This is a genomic window from Sciscionella marina DSM 45152 (assembly GCF_000379465.1).
In the GTDB taxonomy this organism is placed as follows: Bacteria; Actinomycetota; Actinomycetes; order Mycobacteriales; family Pseudonocardiaceae; genus Sciscionella; species Sciscionella marina.
Genome location: NZ_KB905403.1, coordinates 334,366 through 351,506 on the forward strand (window position 1 = coordinate 334,366; position 17,141 = coordinate 351,506).

General features: G+C 68.9%; 16 protein-coding genes. 8 read left to right on the top strand and 8 right to left on the bottom strand.

Going from position 1 to position 17,141, the window contains the following annotated elements; all coding sequences use genetic code 11:
• Nucleotides 1–9 precede the first annotated feature (9 nt).
• On the top strand, nt 10–1,143 hold the full coding sequence (locus tag A37U_RS0126290; RefSeq protein WP_020499654.1) for a hypothetical protein: 1,134 nt from the start codon (nt 10–12) through the stop codon (nt 1,141–1,143).
• A gap of 84 nt (nt 1,144–1,227) precedes the next feature.
• Nucleotides 1,228–3,951, top strand: a complete 2,724-nt coding sequence (locus tag A37U_RS0126295; protein WP_020499655.1) for a helix-turn-helix transcriptional regulator — start codon at nt 1,228–1,230, stop codon at nt 3,949–3,951.
• Nucleotide 3,952: 1 nt separating this feature from the next.
• Here the strand turns inward: A37U_RS0126295 and A37U_RS0126300 are convergent, their stop codons facing one another.
• From A37U_RS0126300 to menD, 4 genes are all read right to left on the bottom strand, one after another.
• Entirely contained in the window at nt 3,953–4,387 is a 435-nt protein-coding gene (locus A37U_RS0126300) for a VOC family protein (RefSeq protein ID WP_020499656.1), read from the bottom strand.
• 48 nt (nt 4,388–4,435) lie between these two features.
• The gene (locus A37U_RS0126305) at nt 4,436–5,305 is read right to left on the bottom strand and encodes a 1,4-dihydroxy-2-naphthoate polyprenyltransferase (protein ID WP_020499657.1); all 870 of its coding nucleotides are present in this window, start codon (nt 5,303–5,305) and stop codon (nt 4,436–4,438) included.
• Nucleotides 5,306–5,339: 34 nt separating this feature from the next.
• Nucleotides 5,340–6,845 (bottom strand): M1 family metallopeptidase, encoded by a 1,506-nt coding sequence (locus A37U_RS0126310; RefSeq protein ID WP_020499658.1) that lies wholly within the window; start codon nt 6,843–6,845, stop codon nt 5,340–5,342.
• 107 nt (nt 6,846–6,952) lie between these two features.
• Entirely contained in the window at nt 6,953–8,686 is a 1,734-nt protein-coding gene (gene menD / locus A37U_RS0126315; protein WP_020499659.1) for a 2-succinyl-5-enolpyruvyl-6-hydroxy-3-cyclohexene-1-carboxylic-acid synthase, read from the bottom strand.
• 18 nt (nt 8,687–8,704) lie between these two features.
• Between menD and A37U_RS0126320 the strand changes: the two genes are divergently transcribed.
• From A37U_RS0126320 to A37U_RS0126335, 4 genes are all read left to right on the top strand, one after another.
• Nucleotides 8,705–9,607, top strand: coding sequence for a 1,4-dihydroxy-2-naphthoyl-CoA synthase (locus tag A37U_RS0126320; protein WP_020499660.1), 903 nt, complete (start codon nt 8,705–8,707; stop codon nt 9,605–9,607).
• Nucleotides 9,608–9,633: 26 nt separating this feature from the next.
• Nucleotides 9,634–10,797, top strand: coding sequence for an o-succinylbenzoate--CoA ligase (gene menE, locus A37U_RS0126325; protein WP_020499661.1), 1,164 nt, complete (start codon nt 9,634–9,636; stop codon nt 10,795–10,797).
• 124 nt (nt 10,798–10,921) lie between these two features.
• Nucleotides 10,922–11,086 carry a hypothetical protein gene (locus A37U_RS51905; protein WP_020499662.1) on the top strand — a complete coding sequence of 55 codons (165 nt, stop codon included), beginning with the start codon at nt 10,922–10,924 and terminating at the stop codon, nt 11,084–11,086.
• 81 nt (nt 11,087–11,167) lie between these two features.
• On the top strand, nt 11,168–12,028 hold the full coding sequence (locus A37U_RS0126335; RefSeq protein ID WP_020499663.1) for a TIGR03621 family F420-dependent LLM class oxidoreductase: 861 nt from the start codon (nt 11,168–11,170) through the stop codon (nt 12,026–12,028).
• A gap of 10 nt (nt 12,029–12,038) precedes the next feature.
• Here the strand turns inward: A37U_RS0126335 and A37U_RS0126340 are convergent, their stop codons facing one another.
• Nucleotides 12,039–13,241 (bottom strand): isochorismate synthase, encoded by a 1,203-nt coding sequence (locus A37U_RS0126340; RefSeq protein ID WP_020499664.1) that lies wholly within the window; start codon nt 13,239–13,241, stop codon nt 12,039–12,041.
• Nucleotides 13,242–13,390: 149 nt separating this feature from the next.
• Here A37U_RS0126340 and A37U_RS45360 point away from each other — a divergent pair, with 149 nt between their 5' ends.
• Entirely contained in the window at nt 13,391–13,912 is a 522-nt protein-coding gene (locus tag A37U_RS45360; RefSeq protein WP_020499665.1) for a DUF3592 domain-containing protein, read from the top strand.
• Here the strand turns inward: A37U_RS45360 and A37U_RS0126350 are convergent.
• The 3 genes from A37U_RS0126350 to A37U_RS0126360 all read right to left on the bottom strand — a co-directional run bounded on the left by A37U_RS0126350 (nt 13,844) and on the right by A37U_RS0126360 (nt 15,833).
• The gene (locus A37U_RS0126350) at nt 13,844–14,647 is read right to left on the bottom strand and encodes an inositol monophosphatase family protein (protein ID WP_020499666.1); all 804 of its coding nucleotides are present in this window, start codon (nt 14,645–14,647) and stop codon (nt 13,844–13,846) included. The two genes, A37U_RS45360 and A37U_RS0126350, sit on opposite strands and share 69 nt — an antisense overlap.
• A 55-nt stretch (nt 14,648–14,702) precedes the next feature.
• Nucleotides 14,703–14,828 (bottom strand): hypothetical protein, encoded by a 126-nt coding sequence (locus A37U_RS54490; RefSeq protein WP_020499667.1) that lies wholly within the window; start codon nt 14,826–14,828, stop codon nt 14,703–14,705.
• A gap of 108 nt (nt 14,829–14,936) precedes the next feature.
• Nucleotides 14,937–15,833: an Abi family protein gene (locus tag A37U_RS0126360; protein WP_020499668.1), complete on the bottom strand. Its 897-nt coding sequence runs from the start codon at nt 15,831–15,833 to the stop codon at nt 14,937–14,939.
• A 145-nt stretch (nt 15,834–15,978) separates the two neighbouring features.
• On the opposite strand from A37U_RS0126360, the gene A37U_RS0126365 reads away from it, so the two are divergent.
• Nucleotides 15,979–17,073 (top strand): glycosyltransferase family 4 protein, encoded by a 1,095-nt coding sequence (locus A37U_RS0126365; protein WP_205623019.1) that lies wholly within the window; start codon nt 15,979–15,981, stop codon nt 17,071–17,073.
• Nucleotides 17,074–17,141 lie beyond the last annotated feature (68 nt).

The following is a 17,141-nucleotide window of genomic DNA, read 5'->3' on the forward strand; positions in this document are numbered from 1 at the left end:
GAGGTCGGCATGGCGAGATCGCACGGCGGGTCTTCACACGGCAGTTCGGGACACGGCAGTTCCGGACGCGGGAGCTCGGGACACGGTGGTTCCGGCAACGGGCGCAAGGGCGGTGGCTCGCACGGCAGCTCCGGACACGGCGGTTCCGGTGTAGGCAAGCCGGGTAAGGGGAAGGGCTACTCGGCCCAGCCCCAGGGCCTGCACAACATGTCCTCGAAGCTGTCCAATCTCGGGTCCACATTGGACAATGTGGCGGGCAAAGTGAGCTCGGCAGGTCCGGGGCACGGTGCTTTCGGTGTCGTCGGGCAGAGCTTCGGCGGCAAGATCACCACCGTGCTCGAATCGACCGGTCAGCGGATCACCGGCATCTCGAAGTCCGCGCACGGGGCGAGCCGCAAGGTCAAGCGGGTCGCGGAATCCCTGCAGGAGAACGAGGAACACAACAAACGGTTGTTCCAAGGGCTGGACAAGAACGGCGGCTCGGGCTCGCGCGGGGTGGACCCGAAATACCACCGGCAGGGCGGCGGGCATTTGCGTCCGCCGGGTGCGATCAGACCGCCGCAGGAACACACCCAGTACACCCCGCCGCCGGGGATCGCGAACGCGCATGCCGGGCCCACCAGCGAGGAACTCAGCGCGATCGGCAAACACTGGAACCGGCAGAACTGGTTGCAGGCCGCGAACAAGACCCAGGCCTACGATTCGCTCGAGGACCTTCCGTTGAAGACGACCTCGGCGCTGAATCAGCACGGGATCAGCCTGCGCCCCGGCTGGTGGGGGCATGACCCGGTGATCCAGGCCCATGGACACAAGCTGACCTCGTACGACGGGTTCGTCGGACGGGTCAGCGGCAAACCCGACGGTGGTCGCCAGGACGCGCAGCACCTGCACGAGTGGGCAAACGGGCGGCGCCAGTTCCGCGACCTGCCACCGCATCTGAAGGACATGGCGGCGATCACCCATGTCGCGGAGAACGGCCGCGGCTATACCGCCGATGTCGTGAATTTCAACCACGAAATGGGGCGAATCGCCCAGATGAACCCACAACAGGCGGCCCAGCGCTGGCGTGAGATGGGCGAGTGGTTCCCGCCGAAGCACACCGCCAAGACGGACGGGGAGTACCTGCCACCGCCCTCGCCGTGACAGAGGTCAAACCCGGCCCACCCGGGGGTGACTTTCTCGGTAAAGTGAGCGTTGCGAAACAACGCCCATCCACGGAGTGAGAGCATGCCCGTTTCCGGCAGGGAGGTCCCCGAGCCTGCCGGACGCATCGCCAAGCGCGCCGAGCTGCGGGCGTTCGCCGAGGGGAACTGGCCGGACACACCGCTGCTGATCACCGGTGAAGCGGGCATCGGCAAGACCACGCTGCTCGACGAGACGGTGGCGCACGCGCGCTCGCTCGGGCGCACCGTGCTGCGCACCTCGGCGGCCGCCCCGGAATCGGGCATGGCCTACGGCAGCCTCAACGATCTGCTCGGCGAGGTGGTCGACGAGGAACTGCTCGCCACCCTGCCGGAGCTCCAGCGCGCCGCGGCCGAGGTGGTGTTCCTGCGCAGCAGCGCGCCGGCCGAACCGCGCCAGCTCGCCGTGGTCACCGGGATCGCGATGCTGCTGCGTGAACTGGCCGCCCGCGGCCCGCTGCTGCTCGCCATCGACGATGTGCACTGGATGGACGCCGAATCGGTGCTCGCGCTCGGCTACGGGCTGCGCCGGATCAGCGAGGCACCGGTCGCGCTGCTCGGCACCGGTCTGGTGTACCCGGCCCCGTTCGGCGCACACGTCGCCGCGCTCCCGTTCAGCTGGGCGCGCCGGGTGGAACTGACCGGTCTCGGCGCGCAGGAGTTCGGGAACCTGTTGCGGGACAACGGAATCGAACTGGACGGCGCGGACACCGACCGGTTGCGCGCCGAAACCGGGGGCAATCCCGGATGGGCGCTGGAGATGCGCGAACCGGGTACGCTGCCGCGCTCGATCACCACCAAGGTGCGCACCTGGCTCGGCGGGCTCAGTGAACCCGCGCGGGAGGTGCTCGCCACGACCGCCGCGTTCGGGCGGGCCCGGGCGGATCAGGTGCGGCGCGCGCTGGACGGTGACCGCGAACCGCAGCAGGCGATCGATGCGGCGAGCACCGAACTGGCCATCGTGGAGCGGGACGGGGAACTGCTGCCGAGCCACCCGATGCTGGGCAGTGCCGCACTGGTGGAACTGGCCCCGGGAGCGCGGCGGCAGCTGCACGCGCGCCTGGCCACTGTGGTCGAGGAGCCGGTCGAGCAGGCGCGGCATCTGCAGCTGTCCGCCGAACCCGGGGCGGACGAGCGCACCGCGGACGCGCTGATGGGCGTGGCGCGGCGGGCGCGGGCGCGCGGGGAGATCGGGGTCGCCGCCCGCATCGCCGAACGCGCGCTCGCCCATGTCCCCGCGCACCTGCAGACCGCGGTGTGGCTGATGGAAACCGCGGCCATGCAGTTCTCCATCGGCGCGTTCAACCGGGTGTGCGAGCTGCTGGCGGCGGTGGAGTTCACCGAACTGCCCATCGGCCTGCTCGATCGCGGGTTGCCGCTGCTCATCGAGGCGACCACGCTGATCAGGGGAAACCAGATCACCGCCGAGGTGATCGGGGAGCTGCGTGCGGCCATGCGCGAGGATCCGCTGCGGCTCGCCGTTGTCGACGGGATCGGCGCGGACCCGGACTTCTTCCCCGGCCAGTCCCGGACCATGGCCGAACACGCGGTCTCGGTGCTCGATTCCACCGGGCTCGCCGATACCGCGCTGTACCGGGCGCTCGGCGAACTCGTGGAGCAGCGGGTGCGCCGCGGACTGGAGCCCGATCCGGAGATCGCCGAGCGGCACGAACAGGTGCGCAAAGGGCTGCTCGCCGCCGGATACGGGGAGCACGCGACCACCGTGCGCACCGCGTACTGCCTGCGGGTCGGGCTCGATCCGGTGCGCTCGAGGGACGCCTTCCGCGCCCGGCTCGCCACCGCGACCGAGCGCGGGGAGGACTACCTCGCCGCGCAGTACCGGGTGCAGCTGGCCGCGAACGAGCTCGTGCTCGGGGACACCGAGCGGGCCGCCGAACTGCTCCGCGCACTCGACACCCGCCCGTTCGGGGACGGCACCCCACCGGTACTGCTCGCCGCCAAGGGACGGCTGCTGATCACCCAGGGCCGGATCGCCGCGCTGCACGGCTATCTCGCCGAACAGGCCGGTTCCGGGCACGGCGACCAGCACTACCGCCAGGTGTATGCGCACACCCTCACCGGAATGGCCGCCAACCGGGAACTGCGCTGGGCCGATGCCACCGAAGCGCTCGCCGCCGCGGCGCGCCTGGTGCCGTGGCTCGGCAAACTCGACCCGATCACCGAGCTCGCCATCGACACCGAGTTCACCGAGGCGCTCATCGGGGCCGGGCGGTTCGCCGAGGCCGGAAAGTTCGCCGAACGGGTCGTGCTCCCCGGGGTGCGCGCCCGGCTGCACGGCATGCTGCGTGCCGCCGAAGGGGACCTCGAAGCGGCCGAAAAACTGCTCACCGAATCCATCGCCGAGCTGCGGGACAGCCCGTTCCGCCCCGCCTACGGGCGCAGCCTGCTCGAACTCGGCAGGGTGCGCAGGCGCAAACGGGCCCGCCGGTCCGCGCGGGAAACCCTGAAGCGAGCCACCGGGCTGCTCACCGAGATCGGCGATGTCCCGCTCATCAGGCAGGGCGAGGCCGAACTCGCCAGGCTCGCCTCGGTGCGCGATTCCCGGGAGCTCACCGCGGCCGAACGCCGGGTCGCCGAGCTCGTGGTGACCGGGGCGAGCAACCGGGAGGTCGCCGCCGCGCTGTTCGTCTCGGTGCGCACCGTGGAAAGCCATGTGCAGGCGGTGTACCGCAAACTCGGGGTGCATTCGCGCACCCAGCTCGCGGTGCGGCTGCTGCCGAACGCGGTCCCCGAACCGCGGGCCAACTGACTCAGTCCAGGCAGAACTCGTTGCCTTCGACGTCCTGCATCGCGATGCAGGACTCCTCGACACCATCGGCGGGCAGCAGGTACAGGCGCGTCGCGCCGAGCGCGACCAGCCGCGCGCATTCGGCCTCGAGGGTGGTGAGGCGTTCCTCGCCGACGAGCCCGGTTCCGGCCCGCACGTCGAGGTGCACCCGGTTCTTGGCGACCTTGCCTTCGGGAACGCGCTGGAAGAACAGGCGCGGACCGGCGCCGGTGGGATCCACGCAGGCGAACGCGGAATCCTGCTGTTCGAGTGGCAGCGAGCGGTTGAACTCGTCCCAGTCGGCGAAGCCTTCCGGGGGTGGCGGCACGACGTATCCCAGCACCTCGCACCAGAACCGGGCGACGCGCTCGGGCTCCGCGCAGTCGAAGGTGATTTGGACCTGTTTGACCGATGTCACCGACCCACCATAAGCACCCGCGCTCGCCGATACCTAGTGGTTTTTCCGCTAGAGCGCCAGGCCGACCCCGGTCAGCACCGACCACGCGAGCATGGCCAGCCCGGTGTCCTTGAGCACCGGGATCAGCGCGGGCCCCTCGGTGCCCGAGGCAACGGTGCGCACGCCGCGCGCCACCAGGACCGCGGAGAGCAGGCCGAGCAGCACGAAGGGGTGCCACGGCGCGAGTACCACGCTGATCACCAGCGGCGCGACGACCACGATCACATAGGCGATCCGGGTGCGCTCGGCGCCGAGCCGGACCGCGAGGGTGACCTTGCCGGAATCCGGGTCGCTGTGTACATCGCGCAGGTTGTTGGCGATGAGCACGCCCGCGGAGAAGGAACCGACCGCGACCGCGCACAGGATGGCGGGCCAGCTGATCCGCCCGGCCTGCACGTACTGGGTGCCGAGCACCGCGACGAGGCCGAAGAACAGGAACACGGCCGGTTCACCGAAGCCCGCGTAACCGTAGGGGTGCGAGCCGCCGGTGTAGAACCAGGCGGCGAGGATGCACACCGCGCCGACCGCGAGCAGCCACCACTGCCCGGTGCCGAACACCAGCACCAGCCCGGCGATCGCGGCGACCCCGAAACTGGTGAACGCCGCCGCGCGCACCGTGTTCGCGCTCGCCGCACCGGAACCGACCAGCCGCAGCGGGCCGACCCGCTCATCATCGGTTCCGCGCACCCCGTCGGAGTAGTCGTTCGCGAAGTTGACCCCGACGATCAGCGCGAGCGAGACGATCAGCGCGCACAAGGCCGCCCACCACTGGAAACCGCCGATACCGAGTGCGGCCCCGGTGCCCACGAGCACCGGGGCGATCGCGTTCGGCAGGGTGCGCAGCCGCGCACCCTCAACCCACTGCGCCGTTGTTGCCATACTGCCCATTCTGCTCTACGGCGCGGCGGCCGGTTCAGTGGTGCTGGCTGGCGAGCAGCCGGTTGTTCCGCTCGATCTGCGGCAGCGATCTCGGCGCCGTTGCGCTCACCCGTTGTGTCGCGGGGAACCCGTTCTGTGCGGTGTGCGCCGGTTTGCCCGCGGTGAACAGCCAGGTGTCGAGCAGCTGCTCGACCGGCTTTCCGGAGATCCGCTCGGCGAGCGCGGTGAACTGCGGGATCGTGCCGGTGCTGTACCGCAGTTTCGCGGTCCAGGCGTGCAGGAGCGCGAAGAACGCCTTGTCCCCGAGCACATTGCGCAGCGCCTGCACGGCCATCGCGCCCCGGTCGTAGACGGCAAAGCTGTCGAACTGGTTGTCCGGACCCGGGTTCCCGGGCAGAATGTCCCACTTCTTGTCGCCTGCCGGGGTTCCCGCGTACAGCGAGTCCATCAGCTGCTGGGCGGTTCCCTCACCGGCATGCTCGGACCACAGCCACGAAGCGTAGGTGGCGAAGCCCTCGTTGAGCCAGATATTGCGCCAGTCGTGCACCGAGGTGGAATCCCCGAACCACTGGTGCGCGTTCTCGTGCGCGATCAGGCCGAGGTTCGAACCTTTCGCGAAATTCTTCACCCCGTAAATGGGCCGGGTCTGGGTTTCCAGGGAGAAGCTCAGCTGACTGGAAACCACCCCGCCCTGGGCCTCGAACGGGTACTTGCCGAAATTCCGCGCCTCGAAATCGAGCACCTCGGGAGTGCGCTGCACACTCGCCTTGGCCGCGTTCAGCGAATCGCCGAGGGTTTTCTGGTACGCCGCGATGAACGGCAGTCCGTCCGGGGTCGTCCCCTTGTCGATCTCGTATTTCCCGATCGCCAACAGGGTCAGATAGGGGGCCTGTGGTTTGGGCTGGCGCCAGCTGTACCGGGTGGTGTCCGCGGTCGGGTCGGACTCACCGACCAGATCTCCGTTGCTGATCGCCTGCAGTCCTTTGGGAACCGCGACGGAGATGTCGTAGCTCGCCTTGTCCCGCGGATGGTCGTTGACCGGGTACCAGAAAGCGGCCATGTGCGGTTCCTGCGCGGCCAGCGCCCCGTCCGGGCCGGCCACCCAGTCTTTTTCCCCGTTGATCGACACCTGCGAGGGCACGCCGTGATAGCGCACCACCACGGTGACCTGTTTCCCTTCCGGCAGATCGGTCTTCGGAGTGATGCGCAGTTTCGCGTTCTTCTTGGCGAATTCCGCTTTCGCGTTGTCCACGAGCACCGAATCGGTGTGCAGCCCGAAATCGAGGGAGAACGAGGAGAGATCCTTGGTCGGGGTCAGCAGAATGGTCGCCGTCCCGGAGAGCTGGTCCCCCTTGGGCTGGTAATTCAATCGGAGATCGTAATGCCCGACGTCGTAACCGGTGTTGCCGTCGTTCGGATAGTACGAGTCGCCGATGCTCGACCCGCCCGGTGAACCCGCGGCGGCCGCGGTACCGGCGAACAATGCGACCGCGCAAACGGCGCCGATCGTGGTCGCCGCGGCTCTTCCTGCCTTGAACATGAACCCTCCATTCATTATGGAGAGCACGCTAGTCAGCACGGACGGTTTCGAACAGCGCCGTTCGGCGGGCATCGCAGTATCTGGGAGCCCTTGCTATTCACACCGAGCTATTCACACAGTGCGGCGGCCACGCTCGCGCGCAGCCGGGCCCGCTCGGCGCGCAACCGCTCGCGATCGGTGCGCACTTCGATCACCCGCAGCCCGGGGGCGGGGCGCACGGCCTCGGCGAACGTGGCGCGGTCTTGCGCGATGGTGTGGCGCACCCCGTATCCGGCGCACAGTGCGCCGATATCGGCCCGGTGCGCGGTACCGAACACGCGCTCGAAGGACTCGGCGTACTCGGGCTGGCCCTGTTCGAGCAGGCCGAAGATCCCGCCGCCGTCGTCGTTGTTGACCACGATCGTCAGATCCGGCTCGGGTTCACCGGGCGCGCGCTGCAGCCCGTTCACATCGTGCAGGAAGGTCAGGTCGCCGAGGAAGGCGTAACCGGGGACCGCGCGCCCGCGTTTGGCGGCGACCGCGAGGCTGGCCCCGATGGCCGTGGACACGTTCCCGTCGATCCCGGCCAGTCCGCGGTTCGCCAGCACGGTCAGGTCGCCCCGGCGCTCGGCGACCAGGTCGACATCCCGGATCGCGTTGGAGGAACCGAGGAACATGGTCGCCGGGGAGGGCAGCGCGGCGAGCAGATCGAGTGCCACGTGCGCCCCGCTCGGCCAAGTGCAATTTGCCAGCCAGGATTTGATGACCTCGGTGACGCGGGAGTTCTCCTTGCGCCACTGCGCACTCCACTGGCCGCCGGCGCGCACATCCACCTCGGCCTCGGTGAGCTCGGCGATCGCGGACGGGTCGAGGTGCTCGGTGGCCGATTCGGCGAGGTACTGCGCGTCCGCCCACTGTTCCGGCGTGCACACCAGGTGCACCGGCAGGCCGGACCCCAGCAGCCGGTTCACCCCGCGGGACAGCGTGGACCGCCCGACGAGCACGATCGCCTCCGGCTGCAGCTTCGCGGGCAGCTCGTCCACGCTGTTGAGGATCAGCGAGGCCGAGGAGATGGCGTACCGCGGCCCCACCCCGGGCGGTTCGACCAGCAGCGGCCAGTCCATCCGGCGGGCCACCTCGCCCGCGGCCGAAGCGGCATGCCATGGCGCGTCCCCGACGATCACGAGCGTCTTGCTTGGCAGGGCGCGCAGCAGCTCGGTGCCCCCCGAATCGGGTGCCCCACGGGTGGTGATCGCGGTCCACGGCACTCCTTCCGCGCGGCCCTCGAGGGATCCCGGCCAGTCCCCCTCTTCGGGGACCAGCGGCTCGCGGAACGGAATGTTCAGATGCAATGGACCGGTCGCCCCGGCAAGAGTTCGACACAGTATTCCGCGCCACACCTTGTTCTGCCCGGATTTGTGTTCGGCGAGCGGAAAATCCACCGTTCGTACGTGCGGGGCGAAAAGTCCGTGCTGCTGGGTGGTCTGGTTCGCCCCGCTGCCGACGAGCTCGGCGGGGCGGTCGGCGGTGAGCAGCACCAGTGGTTCCCTGGAGTGCGCCGCTTCCAGGACCGCGGGGTGCAGATTGGCGAGTGCGGTACCGGATGTGCAGGTCAGCGCCACTCGCCCGGTGCGAACCGGTCCGTGCCCGAACCCGCGGGAGAGGCCGAGCGCGAGGAAGCCCGCGCTGCGCTCGTCGATGCGCACGTGCAGCCGGATCCGGCCGGCCCGCTCCGCGTCGTGCAGTGCGAAGGAGAGCGGGGCATTACGGGAGCCGGGACACAGTACGACGTCACCGATTCCGCAGCGGATCAGTTCGTCGACGATGACTCGTGCCTGCGCCGTCGACGGGTTCAGACTCATGGTTCTATCCTCCCAGTCATGGAGGTCTCCGAGCTGTTCGACCCGTCACGCTGGGCGCCAGTCGACAATTTCGCATTCACCGATATCACCTATCACCGCACTGTCGAGCCTGGAGTGGCCCGCATCGCGTTCAACCGGCCCGAGGTGCGCAATGCTTTCCGCCCGCACACGGTCGACGAGCTGTACACCGCACTCGAACACGCCCGCACCTCCGCCGACGTCGGTTGTGTGCTGCTCACCGGGAACGGGCCATCCCCGCGGGACGGGGGCTGGGCCTTCTGTTCCGGCGGTGACCAGCGTATCCGTGGTCGCACCGGTTATCAGTACGCCTCCGGGGAGACCGCGGACACCGTGGACAAGGCCCGCGCCGGGCGGCTGCACATCCTGGAATGCCAGCGGCTGATCCGGTTCATGCCCAAGGTGGTGATCGCCGTCGTACCCGGATGGGCAGCGGGCGGCGGGCATTCGCTGCATGTGGTAGCGGATCTGACCATCGCCTCCGAGGAACACGCGCGATTCAAACAGACCGATGCCGATGTGGGCTCTTTTGACGGCGGATTCGGTTCCGCCTATCTTGCCCGTCAGGTGGGGCAGAAATTCGCCCGCGAGATTTTCTTCCTCGGCCGGGAGTACACCGCGCGGCAGGCACACGAAATGGGTGCGGTGAACGTCGTCGTCCCGCATGCGGAATTGGAGCGCACGGCGCTGGAGTGGGCGCGCGAGGTGAACGGGAAATCCCCGACCGCGCAACGCATGCTGAAATACGCGTTCAACGCGATCGACGACGGGCTCGTCGGCCAGCAGCTGTTCGCCGGTGAGACGACGCGGCTTGCCTACATGACCGACGAGGCGGTCGAGGGGCGGGATGCCTTCCTGGAGAAGCGCTCGCCCGACTGGTCGGCATTCCCGTACTACTACTGAGCCCTACGACTATTTGCGAGAGAACTGTGCGCGAGATCGTTCTCGATGGGTCGCCCGAACCCGTGCTCGAACTGACCGAGGCCCTGCATGCCGCGCTGAACGATGGGGAAACCGTGCTCCCGCTCGCGGGCACCGATCCCAGCTGCGCCGCACTGCGCGCGGCCATGGCACCCGAGGACCCCGTCGAACCGGAAACCGCGGTCCTGATCGCCACTTCCGGATCGACCGGTGAACCCAAGGGGGTGCTGCTCTCCGCCGCGGCGTTGCGGGCCTCCGCCACCGCGACCCACGAGCGTCTCGGCGGGGAGGGGCACTGGCTGCTCGCCACCCCCGCCTGCTACATCGGCGGGGTGCAGGTGCTCGTGCGCGCCCTCCTTTCCGACACCGAACCGGGGATCGTGGAGACCCGCGGTGGCTTCGTTCCGGAGGCGTTCACCGCCGCTGCCGCGGGAGTGCTCAACGAGCCGGGACGGCACTACACCGCGCTGGTGCCCACCCAACTGGCCAAACTGCTCGAGGACGAGGTTGCCTGCGAGGCGCTGCGCGGGTTCGACACGATCGTGCTCGGTGGCGCGGCGACCTCCGCGGGCCTGCGCGCCAGGGCCGCCGACGCCGGGGTGCGGGTGGTCGCCGCCTACGGCATGAGCGAGACCGCGAGCGGTTGCGTCTACGACGGGATTCCGCTCGACGGCGTGCAGGTGCGCCTCGCCGAGGAAGGCGATGGGATCGGGGTGATCGAGGTGTCCGGGAGCGTGCTCGCGCACGGCTACCGGCGCGCGCCCGAGCGCACTGCGGAGTCCTTTGTGGACGGATGGTTCCGGACCGGGGATCTCGGCCGGTTCGACGGTGAACGGCTCGAAGTGCTCGGCCGCGCCGACGACATGATCAACTCTGGCGGGGTCAAACTCGCCCCCGCGCTCATCGAACGGGTGCTGCTCGCCCAGCCCTCGGTCGCCCAGGCCTGCGTCCTCGGGATGCCCGATGAACACTGGGGAGAGGCCGTCGTCGCCGCGATCGTGCCCGCCGGCGGGGTCGGCGGGCCCGACGAGGCCGCGCTCGCCGCCGCCGTGCGTGCCGAACTCGGCAAGGCCGCGGTGCCGAAACGCTTCGAGCGACTGCCGACCTTCCCGATGCGCGGCCCTGGAAAGGTCGACCGTGGCGCGGTTCGTGAGGCCATGGGCGAAAGCTGAGTGGGTGCCCGTTGGCGCCGTGCTGCCGGAACGTGAATCCTCGGGCAGTTCCGCGTTACTCCATCGAGACGATTCTTGGTGCTGTCTCTGGGAAATCCTGGTGCCATTCGGTATTATAGACGTCATGAACGCGGGGAAGTGTTCGGCGGTGTTGTCGAACAGGGAGTTGTTTGACCATGCCGACGGCGGACTCACCACCGAAGACAACATGGTGCTGCTGTGCGCTTATCATCACACCCTGATCCACAACACCGAATGGCAAGTCAACATCCACAACGGGCTGGCTTGAATCGACCCCGTCCGAATTCATCCCACCCGACTACCGGCGATCCTCGCTCCCATCCATTGGGACACAGCACAAGGAGAATTCATGCCCGACCGCTCTTTTCGTTTCGGTGTGAACCTGGGCATCTGCGAGTCGCGCGCGAAGTGGCAGGACAAGGCCAGGCACGCGGAAAGCCTCGGTTACGACGTGCTCGCGGTACCCGACCATCTGGGTTTGCTTGCCCCGTTTCCCGCGCTGGCCGCGGCCGCCGAGGTCACCACGGCACGGCTGGGCACATACGTGCTGAACACCTGCTTCTACCGGCCCGCGCTGCTCGCCAGGGAGGTCGCCACCACTGATCTGCTCGCCGACGGACGCCTCGAACTCGGTCTCGGCGCGGGCTACGTCAAGGAGGAATTCGAGGCCGCGGGGCTCCCCTTCGTCAGCGGCGGTGAGCGCCTGAACCAGTTGCGGGACACCGTGGACCAGATGCGCAGCCTGTTCGCCGATGGCCACCGGCCACCGGCCATGCAGCAACCGATGCCGCCGATCATGGTCGCCGGTTCGGGGCCCCGGATGCTGCGGTACGCCGCCGAACACGCCGATATCGTCGGCATCGCGTTCTCCTTTCCCCGGAACGAGAACGACACCGGGACCGCCAGGCTGGCCGAACAGGCAGAACTCGTGCACACCACCGCTGCCACCCAGGCGGCCGATCCCGAACTGAACCTGCTCGTCGTGGGTGTCTACCCGGACGTGTCGACCGCCGACTTGTCCCTCCCGCGTCAGCTCGCCCCCGACCTGCCCGAGGAGCAGATCCGGACACTGCCCGGTGTGCTCGGCGGCAGTCCGGCGACGATCGCGGACACCCTGCGCGAGTACCGGGAACGCTACGGGCTCACGTACTTCACCGCGTCCGAATTCCACATGGAGGCCTTCGCCGAGGTCATCGCGCGGCTGCGGTGAACCGCGGAACTCAGCCTTCGAGCGCGGAGCGGACCGGGCGGAACTTGGCCGCCGCCTCGGCGGCCTCGTTGTCCGGCTCCGAATCCGCGACAATGCCGCCGCCCGCGTACAGCCGTGCGGTGGAACCGGAGAGCTGGGCGCAGCGCAGCGCGATACCGAACTCCCCGTCCCCGTGCGCATCGAGCCAGCCGACCGGGCCCGCGTACCGGCCACGGTCCATGCCCTCGAGTTCCGCGATCGCGCGCACCGCGGCGGCGGTCGGGGTGCCGCCGACCGCCGCGGTCGGGTGCACCTTCGCGGTCAATTCGAGCAGTGAGGTCTCGGCCCGCAGTGTGCCGTGCACCTCGGTGGCCAGGTGCGCGACATTGGGCAGCCGCAGCACGGAGGGGCCGTCGGGAACGTCGAGCCGGGAACAGTACGGCTCGAGGCAGGCGACCAGGGATTCGATGCCATAGCGGTGTTCGCCGAGGTTCTTCGCGGAAGCGAGCAGTTCACTGGCGAGCTGGTCGAAATCGGTGACCCCGGCGCGCGGCCAGACCGTCCCGGCAAGCAACCGCGCGGAAACGACCTCCCCGGTACGGCGCAGCAGCAGTTCCGGGGTGGCCCCGATCAGCCCGTCCACCGCATAGGTCCAGCAGGTGGGGTAGTTCGTGGCGAGCCTGCCGAGCAGACCGCGCTCGTCAAGCGGTTCGTCGGCGTGCGCGAGCAGATCGTGCGCGAGCACCACCTTGTCCAGCTCACCGGCGCGGATCCGTTGCACCGCACGCTGAACCGCCTTCTTGTAACCCTCGACGGTGAGCCGGCTGTCCGCGTAGCGCACCCCAGCGGGCACGCGGACGGGTTCGGTGCCGAACTCCTCCGGTTCGCCGACCGTGGTCATCCAGCTCATCCCGTCCCGGCGTCCGAAAAGCACTTTCGGCACCACGAGTACCGAATCGCCGGGATCATCGGCGAACGCGAAACTGGCGAAGGCGACCGGACCGGTTCCCGGGATGCCGAGCTCATCGCGCACCTCGAGGCCCTCGGTGAACTCCGCGAACCGTTCCCGGGCCGCGGCGAAACGGTGCTCCCCTGACAGGCGGAACCGGGCCGCGACTCCCCAGCCGACCAGGCCGTCCGCGCCGCGCACCCAGGCGCAGCCCCCTCGCGCCGCGGGCAACAGATCGAGCAGGGCGCCGGGGTCGGCGACGGGGCGCGTGGTCACGGTCAACACGAACGCACGGTACCCTGCGGCGATGGCGGGCGGACGGGGCACGAAGGCGACAAGTGAGTGAGGACACGAGTGAGCGCCAGCGAACGAGGCCCGCAGCGAGCGCAGGAGCCGAGCGTCGGTTCCGTGGCGACAAGTGAGTGAGGACACGAGTGAGCGCCAGCGAACGGGCGATACCGGCCTGGTTCCGCCGTGTCGACCGGGCCAGGGCCGCCAAGATCACCGCGCGGATACTGCTCGTGCTCGCCATCGCGTTCTCCGCGCTGACCGTGCTCACCTTCTTCGCCGCGATGCGCGATGACTACTCCATCGGCAAGCGAACCGGCAAGGCCGATGCGGATGTGCTCAGCGTCAGCTACCGGCGCACGATCATCCGGTTCACCACCCCCGACGGCCAGGTGCACGTCCCGGTGACCGGGGTGCTCTATCCGCGCAAGCTCGAACCGGGCAACCGGGTGCGGGTGGAGTACGACAAGGTGAACCCCGAACTGGTGCGGGTGGCGGGCCGGGACTGGCGGCTCGCGCTGCTGCCCACGGGGACCACGCTGCTGGTGACCTGGGTGATCGCCGGACCCTGCCTGTGGCTGCTGCGCCGGACGCGGCCCTCACCCGAGGCGGGCGCGCAGCCACCAGCCGAGGATCTGGTCGGTGACTCCGGGCGCGGCGACGAGTAATCCGTCCGCGGGCAGCGCGATACTGGCTCCGGACGGGTCGAGTACTTCGGCACCCGCTTCGGCGGCGAGGGCGAGCGCGGCGGCGACCTCGGCCCGCTGATATCCGTGCAGCACGGTGGCCGCGGCGTGGCCGAGCGCGACCTCGGTGACCGCGAGTGCCGCCGAACCGAGCACCCGGACCCGCGCGTGCGCCCGGGCGGCGAACCCGCAGAACGCGGTCATCCCCGGCCACTCCTGACCCGCGAGCAGTTCGGTGCACACGATGGTGCCCGCGGCATCGGCCCGGTCGGCGAGGGTGAACGCGACCCCGTTGGCCCGCGCCCCGCGACCGCGTGCGGCCGCGTAGATCTGTGCCCGGTAGGGATCGGCGACCACACCGACCACCGGACCGTCCGCGTCCAGCAGTGCGAGGCTGTACGCGCACCACGGCAGCCCGGCCAGATAGTTGGCGGTGCCGTCGACCGCGGCGAGTTCCCAGCGCACCGCGTCCCGCACCGGGGCATCCGCGGTGGCGACCGGGATCCCGGGGAATTCCGCGGCCAGCACCCGGCGGGTGTGCCGTTCCAGGGTTCGGCCGGTGTCGGTGACCCAGTCGAACGGCGGGCTGGCCCCGCGTCCGGCGGTCGCGGTGATGACATCGGTCGCGTCGTTGGCGAGCCGTCCGGCGATCTCGAGCGCGCGCGAGACGACCACCTGATCTGCGGGCCGCGCTGGCAGGACGGACATGCCGTTCATGGTGCGCGCGCACGGTGTCGGCCAACCGACCGGAAAGTAAACCGGCCGCGAAAGTTCAGCGCACCGTGGCGAGGACGATCTCGGCAGCCGGAGCGTGCGCGTGGGCCGGCCCGGCGATCAGCGAGGCGGCGAGCGCGGCGACCGCGAACGCGGCGAAAAGCGATCTGCGCAGTTTCGTCATGAGTGCCTCCCTTCACTCCCTTGGACGCACCGGACCGCGCTTCGGTTCGGGCCGAGATCAGTCTGTGTCCAGCATCGACGCGCATGGTGATCGATGCTTGACCCTCGATCACTTCCAGAGCGGCAGGGTTTCCCAGTCGTCTGGGGTGCCCAGGGCGCCGATGATCATTCCGGCGTCCTTCGGGAAGGTGCGCACAACGGCGGGGAGGATGCGCATGTTCGTTCCGGTTGTGTGTGAACCGAGGTACTGTAGGAGGGTGGGCATCGCGAAGGTGGTGCTCTTCGCTGAACCGATCGCGTCGAGAGAGTCGACTTTCCCCTTCAGCGGGAGCTTTGGCGTCAACGAGTAGTACCGGTTGAAGAACCGTCCGTGATGTGCGCAGACGTTGCGTACCACGTTCAGGGCTTTGAACCATGACTTCAGTTGCGCCGCATTGAGCTGGAAGCGTGCCGCGACATCCGCACGTACCTGGGGTGGCGCGAAGCTGTAGAGGTAGGAAAGGCCACCCCAGTCGAGGACGTCGGTCGCGACCCAAACCGGGATGACGCCCTGACGGTTTTCCCGGTGATGGACGACGAAGTCGTCACGTGATTCCCGCACCTTGCGGTCGAGTTTGTCGAGCCAGCGTGGATAGTCTTCGGCGCGGTCGATCGACAGGAGTCCAGGTTTGCGGTGAACCATCGGGTCGATGGCGCCGAGGGCGTAGGCAAGCAGTGCGCGAAGGTAGGTTTCGACGTGCTGGATAGCCACGAACGTTGCTGAACGCAAGCGGTTGTCGAACTCCCACAGTGCTTGCACCCATGTGATGGAAGTTCCGAGACGGAACTGGTCACTCAGCACACCGTCTGCGTCTCGCACCCGGAACGGGTACCAGTAGCCGCTGAGCGTGTAGTAGCCCGTGCGCTGCAGAAGCGCCAACGCCGCGGTTGCATTGTCGATCAGCATGCCGCGTTTTTTGAGCAGTTCGAGTTGCTTCGGGTAAGTCAGATGTGGTTTCGGCTCCATTGCCAACGGTTCATTCCCCAGAGAAAAGTAAAGACCGGCCCTGGACCCCGAAGGGCGGAACCGGTCGTGTTAAGCCAAGGTTACCACACGACGTGAGAGCCACGCTCTTAGCAAGTTCACATCCCCGTAGGTCATAGTGGAACTCGTGCGCATCGCGATCGTTTCCGAGAGTTTCCTCCCGCACGTGAACGGGGTGACGAACTCGGTCAAGCGCATCACCCGGTACCTGCATCGGCGCGGGGACGAGGTGTTGATCATAGCCCCGGACGACGGGCCGGTCAGCTATGACGGCGCGCGGGTGGTGCGGGTGCCCGCGGTGGATTTCCCGCTGATCGATTCGCTCCCGGTCGGCTGGCCGACCATGCGGATGCACCGCTTGCTGCATGATTTCGCGCCCGATGTGGTGCACCTCGCCTCACCGTTCTTCCTCGGCTGGCGGGCGGCCTCGGTGGCGCGCAGGCTGGATATCCCGGTGCTGGCGGTGTACCAGACGGATGTCGCGGGCTATGCCCCGATGTACAACCTCGGCTTCCTGACCGGGCCCGCCTGGGTGTGGATCCGCAAGACGCACCGGCTGGCCGCGCGCACCCTCGCCCCGTCCACGGCCACCGCGCGCACCCTGCGGGAGAACGGGGTGCCGCGGGTGGAGCTGTGGCCGCGCGGGGTCGACCAGGAGACCTTCCATCCACGGCATCGCAGCGCCGGACTGCGCTCCCGGCTCGCCCCGAACGGGGAGCTGCTCGTCGGCTTCGTCGGCCGCCTGGCCAGGGAGAAGGCCGCGCAGCGGCTGGCCCCGCTCGCCGGGGTGCCCGGTGTTCGGCTGGTGCTCATCGGTGACGGTCCGGACCGCGCGAAACTGGAGCGCCAGCTGCCCGGCGCGGTGTTCCTCGGCCAGCTCACCGGTCCCGAACTGGCCACGGCATACGCGAGCCTGGATGTGTTCGTGCACACCGGCATCCACGAGACCTTCTGCCAGACCGTGCAGGAAGCGTTCGCCTCCGGGGTGCCCGCGATCGCCCCGGACATCGGCGGGCCGCGCGACCTGATCGAGCACGGCGTCACCGGGTACCTGCTCGACGACGAGGAATTCGCCAGCCAGCTGCCCAAGGTGGTGCACGAGCTCACCGACGCACGAGTGCGCGCGGGATTCGCCGAACGGGCCCGCGCCTCGGTGCGTCCCCGCACCTGGGACGCGGTGTGCGCGCGCCTTGTCGAGCACTACACGGAGATCACCCGATGACCGTACCGGCCCGATGCGGCCTTTCTTCTGCGCCTCGGGCCGCGGGCGGCCCTGCGATGCTCGGAAAG